General features: G+C 64.4%; 16 protein-coding genes. 8 read left to right on the top strand and 8 right to left on the bottom strand.

Annotated features, from left to right (window positions below; all coding sequences use genetic code 11):
- Positions 1 to 8 precede the first annotated feature (8 nt).
- The 7 genes from LU684_RS21975 to LU684_RS21945 all read left to right on the top strand — a co-directional run bounded on the left by LU684_RS21975 (position 9) and on the right by LU684_RS21945 (position 7,529).
- Positions 9 to 1,112, top strand: a complete 1,104-nt coding sequence (locus LU684_RS21975) for a mannuronate-specific alginate lyase (RefSeq protein ID WP_016489016.1) — start codon at positions 9 to 11, stop codon at positions 1,110 to 1,112.
- A gap of 201 nt (positions 1,113 to 1,313) precedes the next feature.
- Positions 1,314 to 2,771 carry an MBOAT family O-acyltransferase gene (locus LU684_RS21970; protein ID WP_016489017.1) on the top strand — a complete coding sequence of 486 codons (1,458 nt, stop codon included), beginning with the start codon at positions 1,314 to 1,316 and terminating at the stop codon, positions 2,769 to 2,771.
- 10 nt (positions 2,772 to 2,781) lie between these two features.
- Positions 2,782 to 3,939, top strand: a complete 1,158-nt coding sequence (locus LU684_RS21965) for an alginate O-acetyltransferase (RefSeq protein ID WP_016489018.1) — start codon at positions 2,782 to 2,784, stop codon at positions 3,937 to 3,939.
- Positions 3,940 to 3,959: 20 nt separating this feature from the next.
- Entirely contained in the window at positions 3,960 to 4,607 is a 648-nt protein-coding gene (locus LU684_RS21960) for an alginate O-acetyltransferase AlgF (protein WP_016489019.1), read from the top strand.
- A gap of 33 nt (positions 4,608 to 4,640) precedes the next feature.
- On the top strand, positions 4,641 to 6,095 hold the full coding sequence (locus tag LU684_RS21955; protein WP_232895023.1) for a mannose-1-phosphate guanylyltransferase/mannose-6-phosphate isomerase: 1,455 nt from the start codon (positions 4,641 to 4,643) through the stop codon (positions 6,093 to 6,095).
- Positions 6,096 to 6,236: 141 nt separating this feature from the next.
- On the top strand, positions 6,237 to 6,701 hold the full coding sequence (locus LU684_RS21950) for a multidrug transporter (RefSeq protein ID WP_232895018.1): 465 nt from the start codon (positions 6,237 to 6,239) through the stop codon (positions 6,699 to 6,701).
- A 15-nt stretch (positions 6,702 to 6,716) separates the two neighbouring features.
- A complete protein-coding gene (locus LU684_RS21945; RefSeq protein ID WP_060517444.1) occupies positions 6,717 to 7,529 on the top strand; it encodes an SDR family oxidoreductase in 813 nt (270 codons plus the stop codon).
- A gap of 29 nt (positions 7,530 to 7,558) precedes the next feature.
- Here the strand turns inward: LU684_RS21945 and LU684_RS21940 are convergent, their stop codons facing one another.
- The 4 genes from LU684_RS21940 to LU684_RS21925 all read right to left on the bottom strand — a co-directional run bounded on the left by LU684_RS21940 (position 7,559) and on the right by LU684_RS21925 (position 12,660).
- Positions 7,559 to 9,010, bottom strand: a complete 1,452-nt coding sequence (locus LU684_RS21940) for an efflux transporter outer membrane subunit (RefSeq protein WP_232895016.1) — start codon at positions 9,008 to 9,010, stop codon at positions 7,559 to 7,561.
- Entirely contained in the window at positions 9,007 to 10,068 is a 1,062-nt protein-coding gene (locus LU684_RS21935; RefSeq protein WP_060517442.1) for an HlyD family secretion protein, read from the bottom strand. Before LU684_RS21935 ends, LU684_RS21940 begins: the two co-directional genes overlap by 4 nt.
- Before the next feature lie 28 nt (positions 10,069 to 10,096).
- A complete protein-coding gene (locus LU684_RS21930) occupies positions 10,097 to 11,638 on the bottom strand; it encodes an MFS transporter (protein WP_023048189.1) in 1,542 nt (513 codons plus the stop codon).
- A gap of 116 nt (positions 11,639 to 11,754) precedes the next feature.
- On the bottom strand, positions 11,755 to 12,660 hold the full coding sequence (locus tag LU684_RS21925; protein WP_060517440.1) for a LysR family transcriptional regulator: 906 nt from the start codon (positions 12,658 to 12,660) through the stop codon (positions 11,755 to 11,757).
- Positions 12,661 to 12,932: 272 nt separating this feature from the next.
- On the opposite strand from LU684_RS21925, the gene LU684_RS21920 reads away from it, so the two are divergent.
- Complete coding sequence (locus LU684_RS21920; RefSeq protein WP_016489027.1) at positions 12,933 to 13,385, top strand: universal stress protein; 453 nt, start codon at positions 12,933 to 12,935, stop codon at positions 13,383 to 13,385.
- Between the two features lie 36 nt (positions 13,386 to 13,421).
- On the opposite strand, the gene LU684_RS21915 is transcribed toward LU684_RS21920, so the two are convergent.
- The 4 genes from LU684_RS21915 to LU684_RS21900 are packed head-to-tail and all read right to left on the bottom strand — an operon-like array spanning position 13,422 to position 18,186.
- The gene (locus tag LU684_RS21915; protein WP_102689052.1) at positions 13,422 to 14,282 is read right to left on the bottom strand and encodes an efflux RND transporter periplasmic adaptor subunit; all 861 of its coding nucleotides are present in this window, start codon (positions 14,280 to 14,282) and stop codon (positions 13,422 to 13,424) included.
- Between the two features lie 10 nt (positions 14,283 to 14,292).
- Entirely contained in the window at positions 14,293 to 14,493 is a 201-nt protein-coding gene (locus LU684_RS21910; protein WP_009685040.1) for a DUF1656 domain-containing protein, read from the bottom strand.
- The gene (locus LU684_RS21905) at positions 14,483 to 16,660 is read right to left on the bottom strand and encodes an FUSC family protein (protein WP_060517435.1); all 2,178 of its coding nucleotides are present in this window, start codon (positions 16,658 to 16,660) and stop codon (positions 14,483 to 14,485) included. Before LU684_RS21905 ends, LU684_RS21910 begins: the two co-directional genes overlap by 11 nt.
- Positions 16,657 to 18,186, bottom strand: coding sequence for an efflux transporter outer membrane subunit (locus tag LU684_RS21900; RefSeq protein WP_232895014.1), 1,530 nt, complete (start codon positions 18,184 to 18,186; stop codon positions 16,657 to 16,659). The genes LU684_RS21905 and LU684_RS21900 overlap by 4 nt, the downstream gene beginning before the upstream one ends.
- Between the last annotated feature and the right edge of the window lie 79 nt (positions 18,187 to 18,265).

The raw sequence follows: 18,265 nt of genomic DNA, 5'->3' as shown, positions 1-18,265 counted from the left end.
GGCGACCCATGACCATGCTCAAGCGAATTTCCAGCCCCGCCCTGCTCGCCTTGGCCCTGTTTGGCGGTGCCGCGCACGCCGCGCTGGTACCCCCACAGGGTTACTACGAAGGGATCGAAAAACTCAAGACCAGCGATGGTAACTTCCGCTGTGAAGCGGCGCCCAAGCCCTATACCGGTGCGCTGCAGTTCCGTAGCAAGTACGAAGGCTCGGACAAGGCACGGGCAACGCTCAACGCAGCCTCGGAAAAGGCCTTTCGCAAGTCGACCGAAGACATCACCACCCTTGAGAAAGGCGTGAGCAAGATGGTTGGCCAGTACATGCGCGACGGCCGCCCGGCGCAGCTCGACTGCACCCTGACGTGGCTGGGCACCTGGGCGCGCGCCGATGCGTTGATGTCCACCGACTACAACCACACCGGCAAGTCGATGCGCAAATGGGCGCTGGGCAGCATGAGCGGTTCGTGGCTGCGCCTGAAGTTCTCCAACTCGCAGCCATTGGCCGCGCACCGCGCCGAGGCCGAGCTGATCGAAAAATGGTTCGCCCGCCTGGCCGAGCAGACCGTGCGCGACTGGAGCGACCTGCCGCTGGAGAAGATCAACAACCACAGCTACTGGGCAGCCTGGTCAGTCATGGCGACCGCTGTCGCCACCGACCGTCGCGACCTGTTCGACTGGGCCGTGAAGGAATACAAGGTAGGCGCCAACCAGGTGGATGACCAGGGCTTCCTGCCCAACGAAATCAAGCGCAAGCAGCGTGCGCTGGCCTACCACAACTACGCCCTGCCGCCGCTGGCGATGATTGCCAGCTTCGCCCAGGCCAATAACGTCGACCTGCGCAGCGAGAACAACTTCGCCCTGCAGCGCCTGGGCGAAGGGGTACTGGCCGGTGCACGCGACCCCAGCCACTTCAAGGCCCGCGCGGGTGAAAAACAGGACATGACCGACCTCAAGGTCGACGGCAAGTACGCCTGGCTCGAGCCGTGGTGTGCGCTTTATCACTGTGTCGGCGACACGCTTGATCGCAAGCAGCACATGCAGCCGTTCAACAGCTTCCGGCTGGGCGGCGACCTGACCCGGGTCTACGACCCGAACGCAGAGAGCAAAAAATGAATTGAGCCCCATTGTGGGGGCGGCACCTGTGGGAGCGGGCATGCCCGCGAAGAAGCCACCGCGGTGCATGGCAAGGGCTTTGCCCTTGTTCGCGGGCTGCTTGCCCGCTCCCACAGGGATCTAAGTTGCCTTCCAGTCTTGCACTGGGGGGTTTGGGGGGCGCTTTGCCCTGGATGCTGTGAACAAATTAGGAGAACCGGGATGGTCTTCTCGTCCAACGTGTTCCTGTTCCTGTTCTTGCCGATCTTCCTCGGCCTGTACTACTTGAGCGGGCAACGCTATCGCAACCTGCTGCTGCTGATTGCCAGCTACATCTTCTATGCCTGGTGGCGGGTGGACTTCCTGGCACTGTTCGCCGGGGTCACCCTGTGGAACTACTGGATCGGCCTCAAAGTGGGTGCCGCCGGCGTGCGAACCAAACCGGCGCAGCGCTGGCTGCTGCTGGGCGTGGGCGTCGACCTGGCCATCCTCGGCTACTTCAAGTACGCCAACTTCGGCGTCGACAGCCTGAACGCGATCATGACCTCGTTCGGCCTGGAGCCGTTCATCCTCACCCACGTGCTGCTGCCGATCGGTATCTCGTTCTATATCTTCGAGTCGATCAGCTACATCATCGACGTATACCGCGGCGACACCCCGGCTACCCGCAACCTGATCGACTTCGCGGCGTTCGTGGCCATTTTCCCGCACCTGATTGCCGGCCCCGTGTTGCGCTTCAAAGACCTGGTCGACCAGTTCAACAACCGCACCCACACCCTGGACAAGTTCTCCGAAGGCTGCACCCGCTTCATGCAGGGTTTCATCAAGAAAGTGTTCATCGCCGACACCTTGGCGGTGGTGGCCGACCACTGCTTTGCCCTGCAAAACCCGACCACGGGTGATGCCTGGCTGGGCGCGCTGGCCTACACCGCGCAGCTGTACTTTGACTTCAGCGGCTACAGCGACATGGCCATCGGCCTGGGCCTGATGATGGGCTTCCGCTTCATGGAGAATTTCAAGCAGCCGTACATCAGCCAGTCGATTACCGAGTTCTGGCGGCGCTGGCACATCAGCCTGTCGACCTGGCTGCGCGACTACCTGTACATCACCTTGGGCGGTAACCGCAAAGGCACCTTCAACACCTACCGCAACCTGTTCCTGACCATGCTGCTGGGCGGCCTGTGGCACGGCGCCAACTTCACCTACATCATCTGGGGCGCCTGGCACGGCATGTGGCTGGCCATCGAACGCGCGCTGGGCATCGACACCAACCCGCAGCGCTTCAACCCGGTGAAGTGGGCCTTCACCTTCCTGCTGGTGGTGGTGGGCTGGGTGATCTTCCGCGCCGAGAACCTGCATGTGGCCGCCCGCATGTACGGTGCCATGTTCAGCTTTGGCGACTGGCAGCTGTCGGAGCTCAACAGCGCCCAGCTGACCGGCCTGCAAGTGGCCACCCTGATCGTCGCCTACATCTCCCTGGCGTTCTTCGGCCTGCGTGATTTCTACCGCAATGCCAAGCCGACGCCCCAGGCCACTCCGGTGCAGGTCAACAACGACGGCTCCATCGGCCTGGACTGGACCCGGGTGATGACCCGCGCCCTGGTGCTGCTGCTGTTCGTGGCCTCGATCCTCAAGCTTTCGGCGCAAAGCTACTCGCCGTTCCTGTACTTCCAGTTCTGAGGCCGATGACATGAACCGCACATTACGCATTACTTACTCCCTGTCGTTCCTCGGTTTGCTGGTGGGCATGGGCGTGTGGTCCACCGGTGGCCTGCAAAGCTTTCAGCGCACCGAGCAGATGACCCTGCTCAACGGCAAGCTGGCCAAGGCCGCCGAGACCCACTACGACGCCGAGTTCCCGATCAAACGCCTGGGCACCAACCTTTGGGCGGCCATGGACTTCAAGCTGTTCAACGAGGGCCGCCCCGGTGTGGTGCTGGGCCGCGACCAGTGGCTGTTCAGCGACGAAGAGTTCAAGCCCACGGCTGGCGCCGAACAACTGATGCAGGAAAACCTGGCGCTGATCCGTGGCGTGCGCGACACCTTGCAGCAGCACGGTAGCCAGTTGGTGCTGGCGATCATCCCGGCCAAGGCGCGCGTCTATTCGGAATACCTGGGCAAGGAGCAGCCGGCCAGCCTGCACGATGACCTGTACAACCAGTTCCATGCCCAGGTGCGCCAGGCCAACGTGTTCGCCCCGGACCTGCAAGCGGCCATGGAACAAGCCAAGGCGCGTGGTCAGGTATTCCTGCGCACCGACACCCACTGGACACCGATGGGCGCCGAAGTCGTCGCCCAGGCGCTGGCCGAGGCTGTAAGCCGGCAGAACCTGCTCAACGGTGACCCGCAAACCTTCGTCACCGAAGCCGGCAGCACGGCGCCCTACAAAGGCGACCTGACCAACTTCCTGCCACTGGACCCGCTGTTCAGCAACCTGCTGCCGGCCCCGGACAACCTGCAACAACGCAGCACCCGCCCGGCGCAAGCCGCTGCTGAAGGCGATGACGCGCTGTTCGCCAACAACGAGATCCCCGTCGCGCTGGTGGGGACCAGCTACAGCGCCAACCCGCACTGGAACTTCCTTGGCGCGCTGCAGCAGGCGCTGCGCAGCGACGTCGCCAACTACGCCGAAGACGGCCACGGCCCATTGCTGCCGATGCTCAAGTACCTGCAAAGCGATGCCTTTAAAAACGCCGCACCGCAAGTGGTGGTGTGGGAATTCCCCGAACGTTATCTACCCATGAAAAACGACCTCAGCAGCTTCGATCCGCAGTGGATCGCGCAGCTGAAAAACGCCCGTAAATCCGAAGAAAACCTGGCCTTGTCGTCCACCCGGACGAACCACTGAACGATAGAGAGGAAATGCACATGACTACCAAGACTTCCATTGCCAAAGCCCTCACCCTCGCGGCCGGCCTTTCCCTTGCTTCGATGCAGGCCTTCGCCGGTGCCGATGCTGCGCTGTATGGCCCTAGCGCACCGAAAGGCTCGACCTTTGTGCGCCTGTACAACGCAGCCAGCGCACCGGCTGCCGCGTCGGTCGGCAACACCCAGATCAAGCAGGTTGGCGCCCAGGCCAGCAGCGACTTCAGCTTCCTGCCAGGCGGCGACTACACCGCCCAGGTCGGCGGCAAGAGCGTGCCGGTGAAGCTGGCCTCGGACAAGTACTACACCCTGGTCAACAGCGGCACCGGCAACCCGCAGCTGATCGAAGAACCACCGTTCAAGAACAAGCAGAAAGCCCTGGTGCGCGTGCAGAACCTGAGCGACCAGCAGCTGACCCTGAAAACCGCCGACGGCAAGACCGAAGTGGTCAAGCCGGTGGCCGCCAACGGCCGTGGCGAACGCGAAATCAACCCGGTCAAGGTCAACCTGGCGCTGTACCAGGGCGACAAGAAAGTGGGTGACGTGAAACCCGTCGCCCTGGAGCGCGGCGAAGCCGCCGTGCTGTACGTAACCGGTTCCGGCAACGCTTTGTCGCCGGTGTGGGTAACTCGCCCCGTGGCTAGCAACTGATCCCCTGCCTTTAACGACTATTGGAGAAACATGATGATCCCGGTAATTCTTTCTGGTGGTAGCGGTTCGCGTCTGTGGCCACTGTCGCGCAAGCAGTTCCCCAAGCAGTTCCTGGCCCTGACCGGCGAACACACCCTGTTCCAGCAAACCCTCGAGCGCCTGGCGTTCGAAGGCATGGACACGCCGATCGTGGTCTGCAACAAGGACCACAAATTCATCGTCCAGGAGCAGCTCGCTGCGCTGAAGCTGGAAACCCAGGGCATCCTGATGGAGCCGTTTGGCCGCAACACCGCGCCGGCCGTGACCATGGCCGCCATGAAACTGGTCAACGAAGGCCGCGACGATCTGATGCTGGTGCTGCCCGCCGACCACGTGATCGACGACCAGAAGGCCCTGCAGCGCGCCCTGGCCTTGGCCACCGTTGCCGCCGAGCGTGGCGAAATGGTGCTGTTCGGCGTACCGGCGACCAAGCCGGAAACCGGCTACGGCTACATCCGCTCCAGCCAGGACGCGCTGCTGCCCGAGGGCGTGGCGCGCGTGGCCCAGTTCGTGGAAAAACCCGACGAAAAACGTGCCGCCGAGTTCGTCCAGGCCGGTGGCTACTTCTGGAACAGTGGCATGTTCCTGTTCCGCGCCAGCCGCTTCCTCGAAGAGCTGAAAAAGCACGACGCCGACATCTACGACACCTGCGTGCTGGCCCTGGAGCGCAGCGAGGAAGAGGACGATGTACTCAGCATCGATGAAGCGACCTTCGCCTGCTGCCCGGACAACTCCATCGACTACGCGGTGATGGAAAAGACCCAGCGCGCCTGCGTGGTGCCGATGTCGGCCGGCTGGAGCGACGTGGGCTGCTGGTCGTCGCTGTGGGACGTGCACGAGAAGGACGACAACGGCAACGTCACCAAGGGCGACGTGGTGGTGCAGGACAGCCGCAACTGCATGATCCACGGCAACGGCAAGCTGGTGTCGGTGATCGGCCTGGAGAACATCGTGGTGGTCGAGACCAAGGACGCCATGATGATTGCCCACAAGGACAAGGTCCAGGGCGTCAAGCAGATGGTCAAGACCCTCGACGAGCAGGGCCGTACTGAAACCCAGAACCATCTGGAAGTGTATCGCCCGTGGGGCTCGTACGACTCGGTGGACATGGGCGGCCGCTTCCAGGTCAAGCACATCACCGTCAAGCCGGGTGCCAGCCTGTCGCTGCAGATGCACCACCACCGTGCCGAGCACTGGATTGTGGTGTCTGGTACTGCCGAGGTCACCTGTGACGAGAACGTGTTCCTGCTGACCGAGAACCAGTCGACCTACATCCCGATCGCTTCGGTCCACCGCCTGCGCAATCCGGGCAAGATCCCGCTGGAAATCATCGAAGTGCAGTCCGGCAGCTATCTGGGCGAGGATGATATCGAGCGTTTCGAGGATGTGTATGGGCGCACTTCCACGCTGGTCGAGCGTGGGATATCGGTCAAGACCATCGCGCAGTAAGTGAACCTTGGGGCCGCTTTGCGGCCCTTTCGCGGGACAAGCCCGCTCCCACAAGGGCTGGGGGCGGGCTCGCGTTTTTGAGCCCTCCCCCATTTCAGGCTACGATGGTCAGACCCCGCGCAACCTAGGTCTGCAAGCCCCATGATCATCGGCGCCTTCCTCATCCTCACCTGGCTGGTGCTGCTGCTGCGCTACCCGGCCAAGGCCCTACCGATCTCCTTGGCCGCCATATGTGGCCTGGGCCTGGTAGCCTTGTTCGTTGCCTGGCAGGAAACCCGCGAAGCCTCGCAACTGGCCCGCCTGGACCTGCGCCTTGCCTATGCCCCCGAACAATGCCCGGCTGACCGCGCGTTGCAGGTACACATGAAAAACGGCAACAAGGCCCCGCTGACCGAACTGCGCTGGCGAGTGGCGGCGTATGCACCGGGCGACACGGTGAACCTGGCCGAAAGCACCTACAACGCCCCGCGCTACCGAGGGCCGGGTGATTTGCAGCCGGGGGCCGAGTGGAAGGACTGCCTGCCGCTGCCCCCCCTGCGCGCCGGTTACCGGCCACAGACCCTGGAGTTTCGCGCCGAGCACCTGCAAGGTACATTCGCCAATTAATCGAAGGCTACTCCCATGCCCACCGTCCTGATCACCGGTTGTTCCAGCGGCATCGGCCGCGCCCTCGCCGACGCCTTTCGCGATGCTGGCCACCACGTCTGGGCCACTGCTCGCAAGGCAGAGGATGTTGAAGTGCTGAACGCCGCCGGCTTCACCGCCCGGCAACTGGATGTGAACGACAGTGAGGCCCTCGCCCGCCTGGCCGAAGAACTCGAAACCCTGGATATCCTGATCAACAACGCCGGCTACGGCGCCATGGGCCCGTTGCTGGACGGTGGTGTGGATGCCCTGCGCCAACAGTTCGAAACCAACGTGTTTGCCGTGGTCGGCGTGACCCGCGCGCTGTTCCCGCTGCTGCGCCGCTCACGCGCCACGGTGGTGAACATCGGCAGCGTTTCCGGTGTGCTGGTCACGCCATTCGCCGGTGCCTACTGCGCCTCGAAAGCGGCCGTGCATGCGCTGAGCGATGCCTTGCGCCTGGAACTGGCGCCGTTCGGTGTGCAGGTGATGGAAGTGCAGCCGGGGGCGATTGACACGCAGTTCGCCAACAATGCCCAGCGCCAGGCCGAGCAGGTACTGGCGGCGGACTCACCATGGTGGCCGTTGCGTGAGCATGTCCAGGCGCGGGCGCGGGCTTCGCAGGACAAGCCGACTTCGGCGGCGGTGTTTGCCCAGGGTGTGTTGGCGGCAGTCGGCAAGTCGCCGGTACCGGGGGTGGTGCGGTTGGGGAATGGCAGTATGGCGTTGCCGCTGATGGCGAGGTTGCTGCCACGGCGGTTGCTGGATTGGGCGCTGCGCAAGCGCTTTGGCCTGCTGCGCCCGCTCTGAGATCTCGGCTACCTGTACCGGCCCTGCCTTTACGCTTTCTTCGCGGGCTGCTCATCAAACGCCTGCCAGCCACCCCCCAAGGCCTTGTACAGCCCCACCAACGCCTGGGACACCGCCGCCGAGCTGTCGATCCACTGCTCCTCGCTGGCCAGCAATGCACCCTGCACCGTCAGCACATTGAGAAAGTCCACCGCCCCTTCCACATACTGGCGCTGGGCAGTTTCCAGGGCGATGCGGTTCTGTCGCACGGCCTCGGCCAGGTGGTCACGGCGCAATTGGCTGGCGTTGTACAGGCGAAGTACATCGTCAATCTCATGCCATGCCCCCAGCACCACCTTGCGGTAGTTCAGCGCCGCTTCCTGCTGCTGCGCCTCGCGCAGCTCCAGGGTGCCAGTGAGCCGGCCGCCCTCGAAAATCGGCAGCGACAGCTGCGGCCCGAAGGCAAAGCGGCGCGAATCCCAGCCGCCGAAATCCGACAGTTGCATGGCCTGGAAGCCGACACTGCCCGACAGCCGGATGCTCGGGTAGAAATCCGCCTTGGCCACGCCAATGCTGGCGGTGGCGGCATGCAGGCGGGCTTCGGCCTGGCGGATGTCCGGACGGCGCTCGGCCAGTTCGGAGGGCAAGCCGATGGCAAACTGCTGCTGCGGCGCGGGCAGCTCGCCGCCCTGCAGCAATTCGGCCTGCAAGCTGCGCGGCGGTTCGGCAGCAAGCAGGCTGAGCGCGTTGATCAGGTCATCACGCCGGGCTTCCAGGCTTGGCAATCGCGACTCGATCGAAGCAACCTGGGCGCTGGCCTGGGCCACATCCAGGCGCGTGGCAACGCCTTCGGCCTGGCGGTTTTCGGACAGCTTCAGGCTGTGCCGGGCAACCTTGAGGTTGTCCTGCGTCACATCGAGGGTGTGCTGCACGGCGCGCAGCTGGATGTAATTGCCGGCGGTTTCCGAGAGCAAGGCCAGCAGCACCCCGCGGCGGTCGTTCTCGGCCACTTCGACAGTAGCATCGGCAGCCTCGACCTGGCGCCGCACGCGGCCCCACAGGTCCAGCTCCCAACCGGCCACCAGGTCGCCTTGCCAAAGGTTGTACGCCGCTTTGCCTGCCTTGCCAGACGGATCGCTCAGGCCTTCGGCGCTGTTGCGGGCGCGGCTGTAGCCGGCGCTTGCATCCACCGACGGCACTTCATCGGCAGCCACGCTACTGCGCAGGGCGCGGCTTTGCAGCAAGCGGGCGCTGGCCATCTGCAGGTCGAGGTTGCGCTCGGCAACGCGCTGGATCAAGGCACTGAGCTGTGCGTCATGGAAGGTTTCCCACCAACGCAGTTCCAGCGGTTGGGCCTGCGGCTGGCTGGCCGCCGCCTCGCCTTGCAGCGGCGCCCACTGCTGCGGTGCCTGGCTGTCAGGGCGCAGGAAGTCCGGGCCCATGGTGCAGCCCGCCAGCAACACGGCCAGCAGTACCGGGCTCAAGCGTAATGCCGGTTTCATCGTGCGCTTACCTCTTTGCCGTCCAGCTTGTCGCCACGGGTATCGATGGTCGCTTCCACCGACATGCCCACACGCAGGCGGGTGAGCAGTGGCTGGCCATCATCGAATACGATCTTCACCGGAATGCGCTGCACCACCTTGGTGAAGTTGCCGGTGGCGTTGTCCGGTTTGACGGCGGCGAAGGTGACGCCGGTAGCCGGGGCGATGCTTTCCACATGCCCTTGCAGCTTTTCGCCGGAGAAGGTGTCGACGCTGATGCTCACCGGCTGGCCAGGCTGCACGTGGGTCAGCTGGGTTTCCTGGAAGTTGCCGACCACATAGGCCTGCTGCAACGGCACCACCGACAGCAGGCGGGCACCCGGGTTGACGTAGGCGCCTATGCGCAGTGCGCGCTCGCCGACCATGCCGTCCACCGGCGCAGTAATGCGTGTGTAGGACAGGTCGAGCTGGGCCTTTTCCACGCCCGCTTCGGCCCGTTTCAGCTGGCCATCGGCGCTGGCCACCTGGGCGGTCAGAATATCCACCTGCTTGCGCGCTGCCACTAACGCCGCCTGAGCATTGGCCAGGCGCGCACGGGCCTGGTCGACGCCGCTGCGCGCCTGCTGGGCGTTCTGCACGGTACCGGCGCCCTGCTCGGCCAGGCGGCTGTAGCGGTTGACCTCATGGTCGGCGAACGCCGCTTCGGCCTGGGCGGCTTTGACAGCAGCCTCGGCCTGGGCAATCAACGATGCCTGGCGCTCAAGGGTGGCGCGGGCATCGGCGCTTTGCGCCTGGGCCACCAGCAACTGCGCCTGCGCGGCATCCAGGGCGGCCTGGTAATCACGGGCGTCGATGGTCGCCAGCAACTGGCCGGCCTTGACCTGCTGGTTGTCCTCCACCAGCACTTCTTTGATAAAGCCGGCCACCTTTGGCGCGACCACGGTGTAGTCGGCAATCACGTAGGCGTCGTTGGTGCTCTGCCGGTGGTCGCTGCCAAATATCCAGGGGCCGACGATGCCAGCCAGGACAGCCACGGCCAGCACCGAGCCGATGAACAGGGTTTTGCGGTTGTTGGTCATTTCAGCGGTTCTCGAATTCATCCAGGGGTCAGGCCACCGCACGCGGCGGATAAACCCGGGTAGGCACGAAAGGAATCAGGCAGATCAGCGCCACGGCAATGCAGGCCAGGACCAGGTACAGGTCAGCCGAGGTCAGTACCAGCGCCTGGTCGTGGATGCGCCTGGCCAAGCCCGCAGCGCTGTCGTCGACCAGCGGGGCGTTGCCCAGGCTGTCCACCAGGTGGTTGGAATGAAAGTGCCGGCGCAGGGTGCCAACGGCATCCAGCAGGCCACCGGCGATCACGGCGGCCAGGCCTTTCACGGTGTTGAACCAGCTGGAGGCGAACGGGCCTTCCTGCGGCGTCATGCCGTTGGTGGACAGCATCAGCAGCGGCAGCACCGCCATCGGCTGGCCGAACACCTGCAACAGGTAGAACGGGTAGAAGTCGCCACGGATCCACTCGCTGGTCAGCAGGCTGCTGCCGACACAGGACACCGCCAGCATCGCCAGGCCAATACCCAGCACCCAGCGGCAGTCCACCGCGCGGATGTTGCACAGCGCCGCCGTCAGCGGCAGGGCGATCAACTGCGGCATGGCCACCAGCATCATCAACGGGCTGGTCTGCGCCGGGCGGTAGCCTTGGATCTGCGCCAGGTAGGCAGAGGGGATGCTGCCCACACCCGACAGCACGATCAGCACACCGGCCAAGGTCACCAATGCAAAACTCAGGTTGCGCCGCTGCAGCATGCGCAACTGGAAGAACGGCAACGGCTCGGACCACTCGTTGTACATGAACAGCACCAGCAACAGCAGGCCACCGCCCAGCAGCCAGCAGATCAGCGGCGAATCGAACCAGCCCCAGCGGTCGCCCAGCGACAGGCCCAGCACGATGCAGCTGATGGCCGGCAGGCCAAGCAGCACGCCACGCCAGTCGAACTGCTTGAAACGCTCCAGGCGCAGCGGGTCCTGTGGCAGGCCCCAGCCGACGCAAACGATGGCCAGCAGCGAGGGCAGGATGATCTGCCAGAACGCCCATTGCCAACCGACATATTCGGTCCACAGCCCCGCCAGTGGTGTGCCGAGGTTGGGGCCGAAGGTGGCAGTCAGGGCGTAGCAGGCCAGGCCATAGACCTTGATACCTGGTGGCAAAAAGCGCAGGGCCACGCTCATCAGCATCGGCGGCAGGGCTCCCGAGGCAAAGCCCTGCAGCACACGCAGCAGCATCAGGCTGTGCAGGTTGGGGGCGAACGGTTGCAACAGGCCGAGCACGGCGAACAGGGCGATTGCGCTCATGGTGAAGCGCCGCAGCGAGAAGGTGGTGGCCAGCCAGGGCGCAAAGGCCATGGCCGAGACCGAGGCGGCGCTGTACACCGCCAGCAACCAGGCGCCTTCGTCGGCACCGATGCCCATGGCACCGCGGATATCGGCGAGGGAAATCTTGGTGACCGACTCGTTCAGGCCTGCACACAGCACGGCCAGCAACACACCGAACAGCCCGACCACCACCTGCAGGCCAAACGCCGTCTGCGCAGGTGCGGCCGGCGCGGGGGCGGCGGCCAGCGCCGCAGAGGGCGCGGTCAGGGAACTCATGGGAATACATCTCCAGCAACAATTTCAGGGCTGGGGCAAGTTTAAGAAGGTCGAATGCTGACGAAAACTGACTTGTTGATAGTTGTATATTGCGTCAGACGCAATCGATGCCGAAATCACGGGTCTATGCGGCCACACGCTTTCAACGTCTGGCGCAACCAACGGTGCGCGGGGTCGTTGTCAAAGCGCGGGTGCCACGCCTGCATCACATTGACCTTCTCCAACGGCACCGGGATCTCGAACGAGCGCAATGGCAACTTCAACCGCTGCACGCTGTTGAGGATATTGGCGGGTATCGGCAGGATCAGGTCCGAATCCGGCAGCGAGAACATCGCCGAATGGAAACTGGTGGTGATCAGGGCCACTCGACGTTCCACCTTGTGATTGGCCAACGCCACATCAATGGGTCCATTGGCCCGGCCGCGTCGGGACACGCTGATCTGCGGGTAGGCGGCAAATCGCTCAGGGGTGATCGGGGCGTCGAAGATCGGGTGCCCCTCCCGCGCCAGGCCCACGAAGTAGGTGTTGAACAGGCTCTGCACCTTGATTTCCGGCCCCAGCTCAATGGCCGAGCTGATGATCAGGTCGATATGCCCGTTGCGCAGCACCGCATCATCGTCACCACTGCCCTCCGGGACGAACCGCAACACCGTACGCGGCGCCTGGGCCAGCATCATGCGCAGCAGCTGAGCGCCGTACAGGGCAATGAACAGATCATTGGTGCGGATGTTGAAGGCACGGTCCAGGTTAACCAGGTCGACATCGTCACGGCTGCGAAACACCTGCCCGGCCTGCTCTACCAGCCCATGCACCTGCTCGCGCAAGGCCAGCGCCCGCGGCGTCGGCACCAGGCCACGGCCGGCGCGCACCAGGATGGGGTCACCCAGGGCATCGCGAATGCGCCCCAAGGTGCGGCTCATGGCGGCCGGGCTCAGGTTCATGCGCTGCGCTGCGCCCACGACGCTGCCTTCGTCGAGCAGGGCATCGAGGGCGACGAGCAGGTTCATGTCCGGGAGTTGCATGGCCGTTTTCCATTACAGCTGTGGGAAACGCGATGGTAGCAGGTTGGTGGATTGCATCAGACGCAATGCGCTCTTGCGTGGTGGGGCATTTATTCACTGGGCACGTTTGGCCATAAATGGGTGATGGGCAGGTCGGGCCCTTTCGCGGGGCAAGCCCGCTCCCACAGTTACTCCACAGCGTTTGGGCATTTTGGGAGTCCTGTGGGAGCGGGCTTGCCCCTCGAAAGGGCCCGACCTGCAAGCACATTACTCAGCCTCAGCCAAGGATCCCCATGCCCAGCCCCGTCCTGATCGCCATCGACGCCTCCCCTGCTTCCAGCGCCCTGCTCACCCTCGCCCGCCGCTACTGCCGCCCCGGTGAACACGAACTGCACGTGCTGCTGGCCATCGATTCCACCTTCGCCGTGCATGAGCAACCTGCGCCCTACACCGCCGAGGAACTGGAAGAATACCCCGCCGCCTGCGAGGAACAGCAGCATGCCGACCACGCCGTAGCCGCGGCCGTGCGCGAGCTGCAGCAAGCCGGCTTCACCTGCCAGGGGTGCATGGTGGCCGGCCAGCCCGTTGATGTGATTGTGGCCAAGGCGCAGGAATTGAACTGCGAGCTGATCATCATGGGCCACCGTCACCTGACACGGTTGGGGCGGTTGCTCGACCCGTCGATCAGCTCGAAGGTGATCGATCAGGTCCAGGTACCTGTGTTGGTGGGGGCGACGAGTGTATGAATCGGGACATGTGCCACCTTACGGGCAACACATCTCTCAAGGCGAACTCGGCTTCACCACCACCGTACACGTCGTCCCCGCCGCCAGCAAAAACCCTTCCGGCACGTCATCGATGTGAATACGCACCGGCACCCGCTGTGCCAGGCGCACCCAGTTGAAGGTGGGGTTCACATCGGCGATCAGCTCGCGGCTTTGTGGGTTGTCGCGGTCATAGATGCCGCGGGCAATGCTCTCCACATGCCCCTTGATGCGCTCGCCGCTCATCATCTGCAACTCGGCCTGGTCACCCACCTTCACGTGCGGCAGCTTGGTCTCCTCGAAGAACCCGTACACCCAGAACGAATTTTCGTCGACCACCGCCATCACCGCCTCACCGGTGCGCGCGTAGTCGCCCTTGTGGATATTCAGGTTGGTCACGTAGCCATCCACTGTGGCGACGATATGCGTGCGCTTGAGGTTCAGCTCGGCTGCCGCCAGTTCGGCAAGGGCTTGCTGGTAGTCTGCCTGGGCGGAGTTGGCGATGTTGCTGGCGTCGTCACGGTTTTCCTTGGAGATCACCAGGTTGTCCATGTCGGCACGGCGCTTGGCGTTGACCTTGCGCATTTCCCAGGTGGCCTTGCGTGACGCCACCATGGCCTTGGCCTGGTCGACCGCCAACTGGTAGTGCTCGGGGTCGATCTGGATCAGCAGGTCGCCCTTCTTCACCCGCTGGTTGTCCTTGACCGGTACGTCCACCACGTAGCCTGGCACATCGGCAGCGACGTTGATGATGTCGGCGCGTACGCGGCCGTCGCGGGTCCACGGCGTGGTCATGTAGTGCAGCCACAACTGGCGACCGATGGCCACGGCAGCGACCAGCACCAGCAGGGTGGCGATCAGGCTGAAGAACTTTTTCATCGAAGGATTCTCACCAGTAGACAGTAAGCGCCATGGCGCCGAACAGGCAGACGAACAGGCTCAGGCGCAACAGCGCCGGGTGCCAGAAGAAGCGGTAGCCATCATGGCTGGCAATGAACCGGTCCAGGCCCCAGGCCAGGCCCAGGGCGAACAGGAACATCAAGGTCATGGTGGGCATGTAAACGCCATGAAAGGCGATCTCACGGGGCATGGTGCAATCCTTTCGCCGGTGCCAGTGGCGACTGTGGGTCGAGCAAGGAGGAACGGATGAAGTGCAGGTAGCTCTGCGCGCGGCGCAGTACCGAGGTGTCGAAATGACGGGCGAACGGTTCGTCGGTGGCCTGCACCCTGGCAATGGCATGGTCCACGGCGACCAGGGCGCGTTCGTGGTTGCTGGCATTTGGCTGCAAGAACAAACGTGTCAGGGCACGGCCCATGACGCGGATGGCCTGGCGCCACGGCTGCGACTCGGCGTAGGCCGGGTGCACCGGTGCGCGAGCTTGTTCCTTGCGCAGCTCGATCACGGCGTGGCCGATTTCCAGCACGGTGAACATCCAGCCCATCAGTTGGCTCTGCACCTGCGGCTTGCCAGCCGCCAGGCCATAGGCCTGGTGCAGCAGGTCGCGGGTACGGCTTTCGAAGGCCGTACCGATACCGCGCAGGCGGCCACTGATGGCGAACAGCACCTGCTCGCGCAGCTCCTGCTCCAGGCGGTTCCACAACCAGCGGCTGTTGGGCGGCAGGATGATCGCCCCGGCGGCGGCACAAACGAACATGCCGATGACCATGCCGATGTAGTCGTTGATGAAGGTGTACGGGTCATACACCGTCAGGTTGTTCGGCACCGAGCCAATCGCGAAGAACACCAGCAGGCCGATGCCGTAACCGGCATAGGCAGGGCGCGACGAAAGGAACGCGCCCAGCACGAACACCGGCGCCAGCACCATGCACAGCAGCGGGAAACCGTCGATCCAGGGGAACACGAAGAAGGTTTCGAAGAAGCCGACAAAGGCGCCGATGGCTGTGCCGCAGGCCATCTGGAACGACATGCGCTTGGGGTTGGGTGACGCCGCCGAAAGGCCCACGGTAACCGTGGCGATGAGGGTCATCATGGCGCCGCTGGGCCAGTCGCTGAGCAGCCAGTAGCTGCCCAGCAGCAACAGCACCGCCGAGGCGCGTACACCGGCGGCCAGCGACACCAGCCAGCTGGTCTGCGCCACGTAGGGCTCGTCCCACTGTTCGCGCTCGTGTTTGTGCGCGGCCAGCGAGGCGTGGGTTTGGGCGTAGCTGAACATCTCGTCGACGAAGCGGTACAGCAGTTCGAAGGCGGTGTGGAAATCGAGGAGGTCGGATTCGCTGGGGTCGGTCGCCAGGTACTCGGCGCGCAGGCCCCGCACCTGGGCTTGCAGCCCCTCTTTGTAGGCAGCCAGTTCCAGGGTCAGGCGCAGTGCATCGGCGTCGGTCAACGCCCGGCCCACGTAAGGCTGCAGCAGCTCCACCAAGGTGTTCAGGCCTGGCTCGATGGCGCTGACGATCTGCAGCGGGCCACGGGCGCGCAGGCGCTCCAGCAAACGGTGCAGGGCGTTGAAGCGCGTGGTAATGGCCATGAACTCGCTGTTCATCCGTACCAGCCGGCCACTGCGACGGCGCATGTGCGGGTCTTCGAAGGCGGTGACGTTGCGCAGGCTCTCAAGGCCCACGGCCTCGGCAACGAAGCGCACGTTGCTGCTCTCGAAACGGTCCTTCTGGCTATCGCCACGCAGCGCCTCGACCACTACCCCGGCAAAAACGCCAAAGCGCTGGTACAAGGCGTTGCGCATGGCGGCACTGGCCGACTGCGGCAGGATGGCGGCGCTGACGAAGGTCGACACCAGAATGCCCAGGGCAATCTCCAGCACCCGCCATACCGCCGCCATGAAGGCCTGGTCGGGGTGCTGAAGCACCGGCAGGCCGATCATCGCGGCCGTGTAGCCGGCCAGCACAAAGCCATAGGCACGGAAGGTGCGATAGCGCATGGCGCCTGCCGAACACAGCCCCACCCACAAGGCCAGGCTGGGCAGGAACAGCTCGGTGTTCTGCGGGAAAATGGCAATCAGCGCCACCATCATCGCCGAGCCGGCCAGGGTGCCGAGCACCCGGTAGAAGCTCTTGGCGAACACATGCCCGCTTTGCGGCTGCATGACGATGAACACGGTGATCATGGCTGTGCGCGGTTGCGGCAGCTCCAGGCGCATGGCCAGCCACAGGGTGATGAACGCGGCGGCCAGCACCTTGAAGATGTACACCCAGGTCACGCCGTCGGTGCGGGCCCAGGCAAAGAAGCCCCGGCGCCACTCCAGGCTTTGCAGCCAGCGCACGGGCAAACTGGAAGTGCTCATTCGGCGTTATCCGGCTTCTTGTCGAAAATGGCCAGGGTGGCCGGGGTTTTCGGCGCGGCCTGGCGTTCCTCTTTCGGCGCATCCTGACCGGCCTGCAGGCCACCACCCAGGGCGGTCACCAGCTCGGCATGGGCAATCAGGCGGGCGGCCTGCACCTGCTGCTGCACCTGCTGCTGGCGGAACAGCAAGGTCTGCGCGTTGAGTACGTTCAGGTAGTCGGTGAGGCCGCGCTGGAAGGCAACCATGGCGATGTCGTAGGTTTTCTGCGCGGCGGCGACGGACTCGGCAGCGAAATGCGACTGTTCTTTCATCGACTCGCGGCGGATCAACTGGTCGGAGATGTTCTTCAGTGCCCCCACCACGGTCTGGTTGTAACGGGCCACAGCCACGTCATACCCCGCCGACGCCACACCCAGTTCCGAGCGCAGGCGGCCGCCGTCGAAGATTGGCAAGCTGATGGCCGGCCCGACGTTGTAGTTGAACTTGCGCCCGGTCAGGAATTCCAGCGGGCCACCGCCGGTAGCCATGAAGCCCAGGCTGCCGACCAGGTCGACGTTGGGGAAAAAGCCGGCGTGGGCGACGTCGATACCTCGCGCCTGGGCAGCCACCTGCCAGCGGCTGGCAACCACATCGGGACGCTGGCCGACCAGTTCGGCAGGCAGGTTCGATGGCAGTTGCAACGGCGCGGCCAAGGCCAGGGCCGGGCGCTGCAATTGCGCGCCCTCCCCCGGGCCCTTGCCGGCCAGTGCGGCCAGCTGGTTGCGGGTCAGGGCAATGTCTTCGTTCAGGCTGTCGAGCTGACGGTGGGTTTCCGGCAGCGGCGCTTCGGCCTGGCTGACTTCGAAATGGGTACCGATGCCGGCATCCAGGCGGCGCTTGGCCAGGGCCAGGATCTGCTCCTGCTGCTCCAGTTCGGCCTTGACGATATCGCGCTGGGCAAAATGCAGGCTCAGCTGGATATAGGCACGCACCACGTTGTTCTGCAGCTCCAGCTGCGCCTGGCGGGCTTCGGCCACGCTCATGTGCGCCTGGTCCACAGCCTGCTCACTGGCATTGCGATCACGGCCCCAGAGGTCGAGGGCATAGCTGAAGCCGATGGCGGCGTTGTTGTCCCAGGTGTTGGCGCCCGACAGCGCGCCCGGGCCGTAGAACTGGTCCTCCGGCCAGTTGTGGCGCTTGAGGGTGGCCTGGCCGTTGGCCTGGAGCTTTTCGGCCGACTCGACCACGCCGGCCATGGCCTTGGCCTCGCGCACACGCGCCGCGGCCATGGCCAGGCTAGGGCTACCGGCTACCGCCAGGGTAATCCAGCGATCCAGCTGCGGGTCGCCATAGGCGTGCCACCACTGCTGGTCGGGCCAATGGGCGTCGGTCGCGGCTTCGCGTATGGCCGCGTCGGTGGTCAAGGTATTGGCTTGCAGCGTCTTGCTTTGCGGGGCGATGCCCCAGGTTCCGATACAGCCACTCAAGGTGAGGGCAAGGGCACAGGCACTGAACGCATTGAGCGTTCTGATGATGCGACGCGGCACAGCTGCGATTTCCCGAGGAAGAGGTGAAGGGGGCCGGGCAATTCTAGGGGGCGGCAGCACTGGCGATAAGCGCAGATTC

Origin of the sequence: Pseudomonas sp. NMI542_15, from assembly GCF_021283425.1 — a bacterium.
Taxonomy (GTDB): Bacteria; Pseudomonadota; Gammaproteobacteria; order Pseudomonadales; family Pseudomonadaceae; genus Aquipseudomonas; species Aquipseudomonas fortuita.
This window is presented reverse-complemented; position numbering and strand designations above follow the sequence as displayed.